Below are 13,111 nucleotides of genomic sequence, written 5' to 3' on the forward strand. Positions count from 1 at the left end.
ATGTTTTTGCCCCTGTTTACGTTGTGATTGCTGACAAAGTTTTGTCGCCACTTTGGTGTATAATAATGCCGATATTTGTAGCCTGAAAAGTACCGGCAGCAGGTGTTACACCTGATCTCAGCTCTCCTTAAATGCATTTTTCACGATCCAAAATCTGCAAAAAACACACTTTTTTTGATGCTAAAAATTCTCTATAAAATTTTTAGACACTGCATCTGCAGCTTTTTAAAAATTTAGCAATAACTGGAGTTTTAGTGATGTCTAATAAATAGAATATTCTTTATTGAAGAAAGTACGAGACTAAATTTTCCCACTCTTCTTGCAGCGACAAATCTGGGCGTATCTTTCCTGCTTTACTATACCAGTAATCGGCATTCCAGGTATCTCCTTCTTTACGGTGTAAATAAGCATGCACCCATGATGATGAGTTGTCACTCAGATGATCAACCTGCGCATGCGCTTTGTCCCAATCGCCTTTAGCATCGTACCAAAGGCTTTTTAAATGCGCCGGAAGCGATTCGGCCGGTTTATCTGAATTTAGTGATGTTTTGAAGTCTGTTAGGGTATTCATGCGTGTCGATAATAATTAACTGTAAGGTGACTCCTTCGGATAGGTATAAGTAGCAATATATATTTACCGGCTGCTAAGCTAAAAAAGCTCAGGAAAAAAGCTTGACCAATTAGCTTTAAACAGAACTTATTCACCGAACCTTTACTAATATAAAGAATTTTAGGTTTGATATAAATACATTTGTTTACAATACTATTCAATGAAACCTATATATCTTATTACATTAATAACCTTTGTGACCTGCGCTTGTAATAACCCGCAATTTGATAAAAGTCGCCCTAACGGCAACTATACAGCAGATACTGTCAAAAAGAAAATCGTTCAACAAGAGATTTTGTCCCCCGTAGATTATAATCAAGTTTTTGAAAAAAAGATAGCTAAAGTAACACCTATAAAGCTTCTTGAAATTGGAGACTTGAATATACCCACTGGAAAAATTGTTGCATGCGACCCACTTGTTGCATTAAACTTTACGCCATTTAATAAAACCGTTAAACCAGGAGTATACCCTGTAAAAATATATGTTGCTAAAACAAAAGAATCAGGAGAAAGGTATGCTGTCGCAAAGCTGGAGTTCAGCCATAAAAAAGCGGTTAAATGGGTGCTTGCTCTTCACGACGGAGAAAATACTTCTGAACTCAAAGATCCGGATGACTACTTTGGCTTTCCTGTAGATGCGGGCCTCGCAGCATTTTTTGATTATAAGACTGGTTTAGCGTATGGCAAATTTGTAAAACAATTTCAGCAGCAACATCCTAAAGGTAACATCTATATTGATTATCTAGAGGCTGAGTTTAAAAAGCACGCAAAAAAGCCGGGAGATGACGGCGATTGGATTAATATGAGAGTTCCTAACTCTGATTTAAATATAACCATGTTCCGGTCGGGTTATGGAGATGGGAGTTACCCTGCTTATTGGGGAATGACTGAGAATAACGAAATTGTGTCTTTGATTATCGATTTTCTTGTTTTGCCACTAAGTAAGTGACAGCCGTTTATAACCAAAAAGCACCAACCACCCATCGGCAGCCGGCGCTTCACACTATTAACTGAGAAACTTACTTAAAACCAAATACAAACGGGAACAGAAAGGTAACAATAATGGTCCATACGAAATAGAACGGCAGGTACCTTGATATGATCTGGCCGACCACGGATAACTCTGCGTCCTTTCGCGCTACCCGGAACAATTGCCAGGTTACCAGCAGCAGGTTAATAAGGATTAGTACATTGCCGCCTAAAACGGCAGCCCTGTTAGGTGTAAACCCCCATTGCGAAATGCGAAACACAATGGCCGACAGTGCTACGCCATTTACAATAATGGTTAATATGGCAAGGGCAAAAAGGATGTAAGTTTCGGCACGGCTTTTTGTTGTGCGTGCTGTTTCGGCTACCGAGAAAAAGATGATGGCCATAACACCAACCAGCAGCGCGTTAAAAATGAGCAGGAACTCGCGGTTGCTATACGGGTCTTTACCAGAGCGTACAATGGCTACTAAATAGACTACCAGCATTACCGCTACAAGCGGACTAAACAGCCTTGCGATAACCGGTGACACTTTACCCACGAGTTGCGGGTTAGTTTGTGTAAGATAGGTGCCAATAATAGGTGCGGCAGCTACCCCAAATACCACCACGTTTTTAGAGTAGAACTGCTCGATATGAAAGCCTATTAATGAAAACAAGCCTATAGTGATGCCCGACATTATGCCGCCTGCTATAAGTATAAGCGTTGTCATCACTACCAGGTCGCCGTTGTACTTCAAGAATGACAGCCGTTCTTTCAAAGGATTTCTCGTTCCTCCTGAAAAGGTGAAGCCGAGTACGCACCACAAAAACAAGCCAAGATGTATACAGGAGAGGATGAGCGTGTCGCTTTTATCGTTACGAGGTAGCAGGTTGATGAACAGCAGGCTCGTTAATATTGCACCCGCAGCCATAGCAGTTTTACCTGCAGGCAGTTTATTCTTCCAGGCAAAATAGGCGGTTAATAAGGGAAAAACAATAAAGCCGATGTTCCTGGGATAGAAGTAATTTTCATCAATGCCGAAGATAGCCGGTAGCTTTGCTATAAAGCCGGCTACTAGCGAAGCGATGATCACCAGCGTTAGTTCACCCTTTGATCCCCAACTTATCTCGTCAGACTGATAGTTGAGCCGTTCGCTCCAGAAACCTGCTAGCGGGTGGCCCTTCACTTCGGGGTACAAACTGCTGAAATCGCGTTTAAACGCTGATTTATTACCGCGATACAGTCGCTCAAGTTGGGCTGCATCGTCGATATGGCTGCGTATTTCCTCTTTCATTGTTTTAAGCTTAGTGATGTTGGTGTTAACTACCGGTATATTAATTCCATAAGGTGCCGTCCAAGCCAAGGACAGTGCCCATGAATAAGCCAATTAGGTATATAACAAGGCTCAGCGTTATGGCTGCAAACATTTTCCAACCACCCTGCTGGCGTAAGCCATCTAAAAAGTAGCTGATAGCCCCGCCTGTGGCACCTGCCAGCGGAACGATAATAAGCGGCCTTGCCATCCAATACTTTGGCCAGGCAGGGTTAGGGTGATTAACGCCTGATAAGAATAAGCCGATAAGAACCAGCCCTATACCTGCACCAATAAGCATCCTTATAACCAATGCGGATGGGCGGATGGGTGATGTTAAAATGTTTCCTTGTGTCATGGTAATTATATTGAATATTATTTTAAAGTACTTTGTACTGCAAAGTTATCTATCAGCTTTGTATTTCAAAGTGTTTGTTAAAATAAATTCGAAAAAAATTATGTAGTTAAATAACTACGCTTACATTTGTAGTTAAATAGCTACATATATGAATTTACGTCGTGATGTTTTCCAGGCTTTAGCCGACCCAACCAGGCGAGCTATACTGCTGTTAGTTGCATCGCAATCATTAACCGCCGGAGCAATAGCTGCCAACTTTGACACAGCAAGGCCTACAGTTTCCAAACATCTGCAAATACTCACCGAATGCGAGCTGCTGCAACAAAAGCAAAGCGGGCGAGAGGTGCACTACCATATAAATGCAAAGAAGATGAAAGAGGTAGCAGACTTTATAGAGCCGTTTCGCCAAATGTGGGATGACAGATTTAATAAGCTTGAGGCCATAATGAAGAACTATAAACCAGCAAAATAAAACCAACATGGAACAAAAAACAAAAGTACACGCCGAGGATGGCAAGCAGGACCTATTTATTACAAGGGAGTTTGATTTGCCTGTAGAGTTGCTGTTTAAGGCCTATGCAGAAGCAGCTATTGTTGAGCAATGGATGGGCACTAAGGTGCTTAAGCTGGAAAGTAGAAAACACGGCAGTTACCAGTTTGAAACAACAGATCCCAGGGGCAATAAACATGGTTTCAACGGCGTAATACACGAGTTTACACCCAATCACAAAATTAGCCGCACGTTTGAGATGGAGAACACGCCATACGGTATCCAACTAGAACTGCTGGCATTTGAAGGCCTCTCTGCAGACAAAAGCAAGCTTACCATGCACGTAGTTTATGAATCGGTAGCGCAGCGTGACCAGGTGCTGTCGCTGCCTTTTGCGCAGGGCATTAATATGGCGCATAACAGGTTACAAAACGCGTTCACCAATTTAGCTTAAAACCATGTCAAAAAGAAACAAGATCATCTACTGGATAGCTACATGTTGGCTGGCTTTAGGCATGCTGTCAACCGGTGTTGTACAACTTATGAGATCGAAAACAGAGGTGGACCGCATGATACAACTGGGCTACCCTGCCTACTTGCTTACCTTGTTAGGAGTATGGAAAGTATTAGGTGTAGCGGCTATATTGGTACCCGGGTTTACGCTGCTAAAAGAATGGGCATATGCGGGCTTCTTCTTTGCAATGTCTGGTGCCCTGGTATCTCATATTGTGGCCGGAGGCGAAATGAAGGATTATTTTGGAACGGCGCTGCTGTTGGTGCTTACTGCAGTGTCGTGGTATTTCAGGCCTGCCGAAAGAAGGTTACATTTAGCACATCAATAATTTAAAAATATGAGGGAGTTCAACGGTAACAATAAGCTTTCTCCTGAGCAATTTCAGGAGCTGCTTGGGGTGTTAAAAATGCGGTTCGAGCGCAACATGATCAGGCATCAAAACATTGAATGGGCAAGCGTGTACAACAAGCTTGCGAACAATGCAGGCAAGCTATGGTCGCTGGATGAAATGGAAGCAACCGGCGGCGAACCTGATGTGATTGGTTACGACGAAGGTACAGATGAATACCTATTTTCCGATTGTGCTGCCGAAAGCCCCAAAGGCCGCAGAAGCATTTGTTATGATAGAGCAGCGCTGGAGTCGCGAAAAGAGCACAAACCGGCTAATAGCGCTACGGACCTGGCGGCGGAGATGGGTGTAGAATTGTTAACCGAAGAGCAATATCGTCACCTGCAAACGCTTGGGAACTTCGATACCAAAACATCCAGCTGGATAAAAACCCCTGAGGAGATACGCAAGCTAGGCGGCGCGCTTTTCTGCGACAGGCGTTTTAACACCGTATTTACCTATCATAATGGTGCCGAATCCTACTATGCCGGAAGAGCTTTCAGGGGTTTGCTGAAGGTGTAATTGCATATGGAGAGCCGTTCACCAATACAATTCCAACGAACTCGTATAGCACCCACGCCAAGCGGCTATTTGCATCTGGGTAACGCGTACTCCTTTGCGCTTACCGCGTCGATTGCAAGGAAATACGGCGCTAAGGTACTCCTGCGCATAGATGACCTCGACCGTGAAAGGGTTAACCCCTTATATGTTCAGGATGTTTTTGATACGCTCAATTTCCTGGGAATAGAATGGGACGAAGGCCCGCGTAATATGACTGAGTACCAGGAGCAGTATTCGCAGATATACCGCATGGATAGTTATCGAGGGATGCTGGCTAAATTGCAGGACCTGAAGGCTGTGTTTGCCTGTACGTGTTCGCGTGCGCAGGTGCTTGCCGCTAGTCCCTCAGGTATTTACCCTGGTACGTGCCGCCACAAAAATATCCCGCTGGATTCACCAGGTGTAACCTGGCGGCTGGATACCTCCAAAGAAGAAACTTTACACGTATTTTCACCTGATGGTAAGCATAAGGAAGCTATGCTGCCGGGCGCTATGCAATACTTTGTAGTACGCAAAAAGGACGGCTTTCCAGCTTATCAGCTTGCCTCTCTTGCAGATGATGTGCATTTTGGCATCGACCTCATCGTTCGCGGAGCCGATCTGTGGGACAGTACCCTTGCGCAACTTTATCTTGCCCGCATATTGGGGTTGCGGGAGTTCGAGCAGGTTCGTTTTCATCACCACTCACTCAAACTGGCGCCGAATGGGCAAAAGCTTTCAAAATCGGCGGGAGATACTTCTATACAGTTTCTGCGAAGAAACGGGATGACCGCTGATGAGATTTACAGATCAATAGGCTACATTCTAAAGGATTAGCAAACCTGTTAAAACAATTGCAGTTGTAACTGTCTTTTTACCCTACTGCATACTTGCTTAAAAAAACTAAGCGTAATTTAGCGTACCATTTATTTTTGATAAACATATTCCATGAAACTACCTGTGTATAAAAAGACTTTTATCCTTGCTGCGGCTTTGCTGGCCGGGGCATTTACTGCTAACGCTCAAACGGGTGCTCCTGTAGAAACCAGCGCGCCAAACAGCGATTACAAGCCTGCATTTCCCGGTCAAACCCGGGCGCCGGGTGTAAAAACCACAGCGGCGTATAAAGCAACAATCATTAATTCTGATCTGAAACAACCCTGGGGTCTTTGTGTACTGCCGGATGGTCGTTTCCTGGTGACTCAAAAGGGGGGAAGCATGATCATCCTTAAGGCCAATGGCCAGGTTGATAAGAAGATCACCAATCTGCCGGATGTAGTTGCACAAGGACAGGGCGGCTTACTGGATGTAAACATTGATCCGGGCTTTGCATCTAACCGCATGATCTTCTGGGATTATGCCGAGTCTGGCAGTGATGGTTATACGCTAGCTATAGCCAAAGGAAAACTTTCTGCAGATGAAAGCAGCATAACCAACATACAGGTGATTTACCGTGCTACACCGGCTTACAAGGGCACGCTGCAATACGGCTCGCGTATATTATTTGATAAGAAAGGCAACTTGTTTGTAAGCACCGGCGAGCGTTCGGGTAACGACATCCGCATGAAAGCACAGGATTTGGGCGCTTCAATTGGCAAGGTTATACACATCACCAAAGAGGGTAAAGCTGTTGCAGGCGGGCCTTTTGCAGGTAAGGCGGGAGCTTTGCCCGAAATTTTCGCCTACGGCTTTCGCAACCCGGAAGGGATGACTTGGAATCCTGCTACAGGCGAACTCTGGGAAGCAGAATTTGGTCCTCGTGGCGGCGATGAAATTAACATTATCCGTGCTGGTAACAATTACGGCTGGCCTGTTGTAACTTACGGTATAGAGTACAGTGGCAGCAAGGTAGGGGAAGGCATCCAGCAAAAAGAAGGCGTTACACAGCCCGTTTATTATTGGGATCCCAGCATATCGCCGGCAGGCATCACTTTTTACACCGGCAACATAATTCCTGAATGGAAAGGCAACCTGTTTGTAGGCGGCCTGGGTGGCTCGCACATTGCGCGTCTTATTATAAAAAACAACAAGGTAGTTGGCGAAGAACGTCTCCTGAAAGATAAAGGAGAACGCTGGCGTGCGCTAAATACCGGCAAAGATGGTGCACTTTATGGTGTAACAGACAGTGGTAAATTGTACCGGATAGGCAAATAAATAAATTGTGCTATTGAGATATAAGGCTGCCTATGGCAGCCTTTTTTGTAGGATGTAAATTCATAACAGCGACTCTGGTCAACATGAACGAATCAGCATTAATAGAAACATGGACTTGAGCAATGCTGTGAGTTGCGAAAATCTTATTATTTCGGTGCTTAATAGCTCATAGTAATCCATAATCATTCTTAATATAGATATATGTAACTTTATGAACCAGTGAGCGTAAAACGCTCCTAACCAAGTTGCAATTTAGCCAGCTATACTTATTTTTTGCTCTGTCCGTCTTTTTTTTGGAGTTGCCTTTACCTGGTATAGTGGTGTTATTAACTTTTATAATGAGCAGGATTTTTCTTCAGTTGGTAAAGGCATTTCTATTATTTCTTTTTTCTGTATTTATCATTTCTGAAGCAAATGCACAGTATCAGAATGCCGCGCCGTTATACCTGACTACAAACGATGGATTATCTCACAGCAACGTAAAGTCAATCCTTAAAGATAAGCTAGGCTATATGTGGTTTGCTACAGATGACGGCCTGGATAAATTTGATGGCTACAGCGTTAAATGTTACCGGCATAACCCTGCTGATAAAACTTCCCTGCGATCAAACAACATTAGTACTATATACCAGGATGGAACTGGCAACCTTTGGGTAGGTACAGGCGGTGGATTGAGCCTTTACAACCCTGCTACGGATAGCTTTATCAACTATAATGCTAACGAGAACAACAAAACCACCCTGTCAAATGATGATGTAACCGCAGTATTGCAAGATAAAAGTGGCAAGTTGTGGATAGCCACCTATTCAGGCTTAAACTTGTTCGACCCCAAAACCAAACGTTTTAAGCGGTTTTTGCACGAACGGCGAAAAGACTACATCCCGCATCATCACGTGTTTTCGATGGCCGAAGATACCGAAGGCCAACTATGGCTCGCTACAGGAGGTGGATTGCTCCGTTTTGATACAAACACGGGCAGCTATAAAAGCTACAACCATAGGGCAGGAGACCCAACCAGCTTAATTGATGATAAGACACATACCATAGCCGTTTCAGGCAACGATGTGTGGGTAGGTACGCTAGGGTTTGGGCTGGACAAGTTAGATAAGCGTACCGGAGTATTTACTCACTATCAAAAAAATGGATCGCCCGAAAGCATTGTTGATAACTCAGTTTTCCGGTTAAAACTTACCGCCGGTAACAAAATGTGGGTATGTACTGAAGGCGGCCTGGAGTTGTTAGATAAAAGTACAGGCGTTTTTGATCATAGTTATAACAAGATGAACAACCGCATCAATTCTATAAATGATGTGCTTGAAAGCGACAACATCCTGTGGATAGCCACATTTGAAACCGGCGTAGTAAGGTTTGATAACAACATATCTCTGTTCCGGCATATTCTAAACCAAAAGAACGGCTCCGACGAACTTACCAATAATCACGTGCTTTCGTTTTTGGAAATGGGTAACGAACTATGGGTAGGTACCGACGGCGGAGGGCTCAATTATTTTAATAAATCAACAGGGAAGGTAAGTCACGACGACGCACACGTTACAGCAAGTAAGGTGCTGTCTATGGTAAAAGATAGTAAAGGCCAGATTTGGGTAGGTACTTACGGCGATGGTTTGGATTTGCTTGCAGGAAAAAACAAACGTATTGCTCATTTTGGGCCAGGTAACTTGCCAAATCAAATCAGCAACGTATCGGTGTTTGCGTTAATGATGTCTGACAAAGGCGAGCTTTGGGCTGGTTTAGACGAAGGCGGAATTAACATCATCCAAAACAACCACATCACAAAACGATTTCGCTACAATAAGGCCGATACTGTGCATTCGCTGAGCAACGACGATGTGCGGGTGATTTATCAGGATTCACAAAAAGACATCTGGATAGGAACTTTTGATGGGTTAAACAGGTATGTTCCCGAAACCAATTCGTTTGAACATTTTAAAGGTTATAATTCCGGACTTACCAATAATACGATATCAAGCGTGTTAGAAGATAGTGAACATAACCTGTGGATTGGGACGTTAGGTGGAGGTCTTAATCATTTTAATAGAAAAACGCGTAAGATTACCGGGTACCAATTTCGCGATGGCAGTTCATACTCTCTCATTTGTGCTATACTGCAGGATAGTAAGAATTTTTTATGGATAAGCACTACAGAGGGTTTGGTCAGGTTGAATCCAAAAGATGGCAGTATACGGCATTTTGCTCTGCATAACGGTTTACAAGGTCCCGAGTTTAGCCCCTCTGCCGGCTTGGTAGAGCCGGACGGGCACTTGCTTTTTGGAGGACTAAACGGTTTTAACATAATTGATCCAAACCATTTGCCGGTAAATGCGAGGCAACCCGGGATAATCATAAGTGGCTTTCAAATATTTGATCGAAGCATTCTACCTGGTTCAAAAGAACTTTTGCTTGGGCAAGATGGCAAATCACAGGCTTTTAAACTCGATTATAAACAATCTGTCTTCACGATTGAATTTACCGCCTTAAACTACACCCTACCGGAACTGGGTAAATATGCTTATCGTTTGCGTGGGTTTAATGATAACTGGAGTTATGTGGGTCAGCAAAGAAAAGCAACCTACACAAACCTTGACCCGGGCACTTATACATTTGAAGTAAAAGCCGCTAATAGCGATGGTGTTTGGAACGACATACCAGCTACCGTAACCATTGTGATAGTAGCACCATTTTGGATGACGTGGTGGTTCCGTATATCAGCTGCTGTGTTTACATTAGGTTTATTGTACGCCTTTTACAGGTACAGGTTAAATGATGTTCGGCATAAAAAATGGGAACTGGAGCAATTAGTTGCGCAACGTACGCTGGAGATAAAAAAACAGGCTGATGAATTACAAGACCAGTCTGAGGAGCTAACCGCAATAAACGAGGAATTACAAGCACAGTCCGAAGAACTGATGCAGCAGCGAGAACAGGAACTTGAAGCGCGCAAAGAAGCGGAACGCGCCAACAAGGCCAAAAGCATTTTCCTGGCGACCATGAGCCATGAAATTCGTACCCCCATGAATGGTGTGATGGGCATGGCGTCGTTACTTTGTCAAACCAATCTTGATGCAGAGCAGCGGGAATACGCCGAAACCATTCGAATCAGTGGTGAAAGCCTTATAAATGTTATCAACGATATTCTTGACTTTTCTAAAATAGAGTCGGGGCAGATGATGCTTGACATGCACGAGTTCCATCTTAAGCAATGTATAGAAGAGGTGATCAAACTGCTTGCAAACCAAGCTGAGAAGAAGGGTATTGCTTTGCGATTTGATATAGATACGGCCATACCGCCAACACTAATCAGCGACAGGCTTCGATTGAAGCAGGTGTTAATAAATCTTGTCGGTAATGCTATTAAGTTCACCAAAGAAGGGGCAGTTACTTTAAGAGCAAAATTATTGGCTAAAGCAGATGGTGAAGTAAGAGTTGTGTTTGATGTTGAAGACACAGGAATTGGTATTTCATCAGACAGGTTAGCCAGGCTGTTTAAGCCATTTTCTCAGGGAGATTCCTCTATAACACGCCGATACGGCGGCACTGGGTTGGGATTGGTTATTTGTGAGCGACTGGTTAGCCTTTTAGGAGGCTCTATGAATATTGAAAGTGAAGTTAACAAGGGTACTGTAGTGACATTCAGCATGCAGTGTAAAGTGAACAAAGCATCGCTTGCCGAGCATCATCCTACACCCGCCCAGCAGCCAGCCGAAACAATTACACCTGAGTTTGCCTTAGCATACCCGTTAAACATCTTAGTTGCAGAAGATAATGTGATCAACCAAAAGGTGATAAAACAAGTTCTTAGCAAATTTGGCTATCAACCTGTTATAGTAAGTAATGGGCGCGAGGCGGTTTATGCGGCGGCAGCAAATGATTTTGATTTGGTGCTGATGGATGTACAAATGCCCGAGATGGATGGTTTAGAGGCAACAAGAGCTATACGCCGCGAGCAGATGCATCAACCTATTATTATAGCCATGACCGCCAGTGCAATGCCGGAAGACAAAGTTAACTGTTTAAATGCGGGAATGAATTACTTTATATCCAAGCCAATAGGGTTTGCCGACTTATTAGTACACTTAAAGAAAGCATTTGCCGGTAAGGTAAGCGTAGATGGTTCTTCTGTTATACCACATTAATAAGATATCCTGAGCGGGTTGGCTCACTGTCCTGTCATGCCGATTGTATTTGCGGAAGTGGATCGTTATCGCTCGTCTCAACGCCCGCTTTGTTGTTAACTTGCCCGGTAAGGCTGTCTTCCGGGAATATCTCCTGACTATTGTTTACGACGCTCCTGATGATCTGATCTAACTCATTTACTGACGTATCCAGAAAGCCGAGTATTTGCTGATCAACCGGTTCATCAAGATTCTGCCTTATTACAGCTGATAAACCGATTATCCGTGCGAGCGGAGCACGTACCAAGTGAGATTGAATGAAAGCAATCTCCTTTAATTTTGTATTCTGGCGTTCGATAGCCTGTGTATGGTTTATTTGCTCTGTTATATTTTGTGCTATTACAAGCCTTGCTTCACGGCCTTTAAACGGTATGGTGCTGCACCTTACCTCCACATGAAAATCGTTACCGTATTTGTCGCGGTGCTGGGTGGTCATATGCCAGCTTTTCTCAGTTCGATTATGCTGCAAAGTATTAAGCAGATCCGGTAATACTGATTTAGGCCTGATATCTTTAATGGTCATGTTCAGGAAATCGTCTTCTGTGTAGCCGTAATGTTCGATTGCGGCTTTATTTACCTGCAGAAAATAAAGCGTTTCCGCGTCATAAATCCACATGGGAGAGGGATTTAACGAAAAAAGCATGTAATAATGCTGTTCAGATTCCTTTAGCACATCATTACGAATAATTTTTTCGGTGATCTCTGCACGCAACTCCTTTAACAGTTTTGCTTTTTTCTCTATAGTGCCCCTTAGCCCGTTAGTTAAGTACCGTATTTGTACAATTACAGCAACATCAAGAAACAGGAAGTTTAAAGAATAAGTTACCCAATAGGGCATTGTATAATGACTTATCAGCGGCGAATTAAATAATTTGAAGTAAATAATGGCTGTGAAGCAGGCGTAAATTAAAAAGTTTACGACTATAGAAGCATAAGCAACATTTCTGGGAAAAAGGAGGGCGATAAATACGCTAAGTGCCAGTATGTAAACACAACCAATGCCAAATGCTCCTAGTGTAGCCGTTAGCGTTATGGCCAGTACATATAACATTACAACTACATAGGCTTTTTTAACACCAAGGTTTATCTTCTTATTAAGGGATACGAGTCCAATAGACAACAATGTAAAAATGGCAGCACAAACAAGGAAAACGCGGCCATCGTTATAGAGCGTAACTACACTGGGCACTAAAGCTATGGCGCTTAGTGGCAGCGAGTAGATCATTACATTTTTAAAAAGATTTATCTGCCAGAACGCAACATCTTTGCTGCGCCCCGCAGCATTAGACACTATAGCGCGCTGTACAAACAACTTATAACTCCGCCAAAGGGAATTATCGCGTGTAAAAAATCCATTTCGTTTAAATACCACAGTTCTAAAAGATAATGCTCAGCGCAGTAAATGTAAATAGTAGCTTAACCGAAAGCTCGAGTGACCGCTCTTTAAAAATGCTCCTTTAGCCGTTTATAGGGCTTTAGATGTAGATGCTTAAACGTATCGGCTCTAAAATTGGTTGTAAAGTAAGGATACTTTTAATTAAAAATAAATCTTTTTGGTTGAAATACATTCGCGCTTGTCCTT

Annotated in this window: 12 protein-coding genes; 8 read left to right on the forward strand and 4 right to left on the reverse strand. The window is 43.3% G+C overall.

The genetic code is table 11. The annotated features are described in order from the left end of the window. Positions 1 to 280 precede the first annotated feature (280 nt). On the reverse strand, positions 281 to 571 hold the full coding sequence (locus DYU05_RS01050; protein WP_117381138.1) for a hypothetical protein: 291 nt from the start codon (positions 569 to 571) through the stop codon (positions 281 to 283). 199 nt (positions 572 to 770) lie between these two features. On the opposite strand from DYU05_RS01050, the gene DYU05_RS01055 reads away from it, so the two are divergent. After that, positions 771 to 1,559 carry a DUF4241 domain-containing protein gene (locus tag DYU05_RS01055; protein ID WP_117381139.1) on the forward strand — a complete coding sequence of 263 codons (789 nt, stop codon included), beginning with the start codon at positions 771 to 773 and terminating at the stop codon, positions 1,557 to 1,559. Between the two features lie 70 nt (positions 1,560 to 1,629). Here the strand turns inward: DYU05_RS01055 and DYU05_RS01060 are convergent, their stop codons facing one another. Together DYU05_RS01060 and DYU05_RS01065 are read right to left on the reverse strand one after the other, a co-directional pair. After that, the gene (locus DYU05_RS01060; RefSeq protein ID WP_117381140.1) at positions 1,630 to 2,874 is read right to left on the reverse strand and encodes a hypothetical protein; all 1,245 of its coding nucleotides are present in this window, start codon (positions 2,872 to 2,874) and stop codon (positions 1,630 to 1,632) included. Positions 2,875 to 2,914: 40 nt separating this feature from the next. Further along, positions 2,915 to 3,250: a potassium transporter KefB gene (locus DYU05_RS01065; RefSeq protein WP_117381141.1), complete on the reverse strand. Its 336-nt coding sequence runs from the start codon at positions 3,248 to 3,250 to the stop codon at positions 2,915 to 2,917. A gap of 148 nt (positions 3,251 to 3,398) precedes the next feature. On the opposite strand from DYU05_RS01065, the gene DYU05_RS01070 reads away from it, so the two are divergent. The 7 genes from DYU05_RS01070 (at position 3,399) to DYU05_RS01100 (ending at position 11,490) form a co-directional block, all read left to right on the forward strand. Beyond that, entirely contained in the window at positions 3,399 to 3,722 is a 324-nt protein-coding gene (locus DYU05_RS01070; RefSeq protein WP_117381142.1) for an ArsR/SmtB family transcription factor, read from the forward strand. 7 nt (positions 3,723 to 3,729) lie between these two features. Beyond that, positions 3,730 to 4,194: an SRPBCC domain-containing protein gene (locus DYU05_RS01075; RefSeq protein WP_117381143.1), complete on the forward strand. Its 465-nt coding sequence runs from the start codon at positions 3,730 to 3,732 to the stop codon at positions 4,192 to 4,194. Between the two features lie 4 nt (positions 4,195 to 4,198). Further along, positions 4,199 to 4,582 carry a DoxX family protein gene (locus tag DYU05_RS01080; protein WP_117381144.1) on the forward strand — a complete coding sequence of 128 codons (384 nt, stop codon included), beginning with the start codon at positions 4,199 to 4,201 and terminating at the stop codon, positions 4,580 to 4,582. A 9-nt stretch (positions 4,583 to 4,591) separates the two neighbouring features. Then, complete coding sequence (locus tag DYU05_RS01085) at positions 4,592 to 5,164, forward strand: DUF4256 domain-containing protein (protein ID WP_117381145.1); 573 nt, start codon at positions 4,592 to 4,594, stop codon at positions 5,162 to 5,164. 6 nt (positions 5,165 to 5,170) lie between these two features. After that, positions 5,171 to 6,019: a glutamate--tRNA ligase family protein gene (locus tag DYU05_RS01090; RefSeq protein ID WP_117381146.1), complete on the forward strand. Its 849-nt coding sequence runs from the start codon at positions 5,171 to 5,173 to the stop codon at positions 6,017 to 6,019. 111 nt (positions 6,020 to 6,130) lie between these two features. Next, positions 6,131 to 7,336 carry a PQQ-dependent sugar dehydrogenase gene (locus DYU05_RS01095; protein WP_117381147.1) on the forward strand — a complete coding sequence of 402 codons (1,206 nt, stop codon included), beginning with the start codon at positions 6,131 to 6,133 and terminating at the stop codon, positions 7,334 to 7,336. A 338-nt stretch (positions 7,337 to 7,674) separates the two neighbouring features. Next, positions 7,675 to 11,490, forward strand: a complete 3,816-nt coding sequence (locus tag DYU05_RS01100; protein WP_117381148.1) for a hybrid sensor histidine kinase/response regulator — start codon at positions 7,675 to 7,677, stop codon at positions 11,488 to 11,490. 34 nt (positions 11,491 to 11,524) lie between these two features. Here the strand turns inward: DYU05_RS01100 and DYU05_RS01105 are convergent, their stop codons facing one another. Continuing rightward, positions 11,525 to 12,901, reverse strand: coding sequence for a PAS domain S-box protein (locus DYU05_RS01105; RefSeq protein WP_133300142.1), 1,377 nt, complete (start codon positions 12,899 to 12,901; stop codon positions 11,525 to 11,527). Between the last annotated feature and the right edge of the window lie 210 nt (positions 12,902 to 13,111).

The organism is Mucilaginibacter terrenus, assembly GCF_003432065.1.
Classification (GTDB): Bacteria; Bacteroidota; Bacteroidia; order Sphingobacteriales; family Sphingobacteriaceae; genus Mucilaginibacter; species Mucilaginibacter terrenus.

Coding starts and splice junctions, on each gene's coding strand:
- DYU05_RS01050 (WP_117381138.1), bottom strand. CDS start 571: ATGAATACCCTAACAGACTTCAAAACATCACTAAATTCAGATAAACCG.
- DYU05_RS01055 (WP_117381139.1), top strand. CDS start 771: ATGAAACCTATATATCTTATTACATTAATAACCTTTGTGACCTGCGCT.
- DYU05_RS01060 (WP_117381140.1), bottom strand. CDS start 2,874: ATGAAAGAGGAAATACGCAGCCATATCGACGATGCAGCCCAACTTGAG.
- DYU05_RS01065 (WP_117381141.1), bottom strand. CDS start 3,250: ATGACACAAGGAAACATTTTAACATCACCCATCCGCCCATCCGCATTG.
- DYU05_RS01070 (WP_117381142.1), top strand. CDS start 3,399: ATGAATTTACGTCGTGATGTTTTCCAGGCTTTAGCCGACCCAACCAGG.
- DYU05_RS01075 (WP_117381143.1), top strand. CDS start 3,730: ATGGAACAAAAAACAAAAGTACACGCCGAGGATGGCAAGCAGGACCTA.
- DYU05_RS01080 (WP_117381144.1), top strand. CDS start 4,199: ATGTCAAAAAGAAACAAGATCATCTACTGGATAGCTACATGTTGGCTG.
- DYU05_RS01085 (WP_117381145.1), top strand. CDS start 4,592: ATGAGGGAGTTCAACGGTAACAATAAGCTTTCTCCTGAGCAATTTCAG.
- DYU05_RS01090 (WP_117381146.1), top strand. CDS start 5,171: ATGGAGAGCCGTTCACCAATACAATTCCAACGAACTCGTATAGCACCC.
- DYU05_RS01095 (WP_117381147.1), top strand. CDS start 6,131: ATGAAACTACCTGTGTATAAAAAGACTTTTATCCTTGCTGCGGCTTTG.
- DYU05_RS01100 (WP_117381148.1), top strand. CDS start 7,675: ATGAGCAGGATTTTTCTTCAGTTGGTAAAGGCATTTCTATTATTTCTT.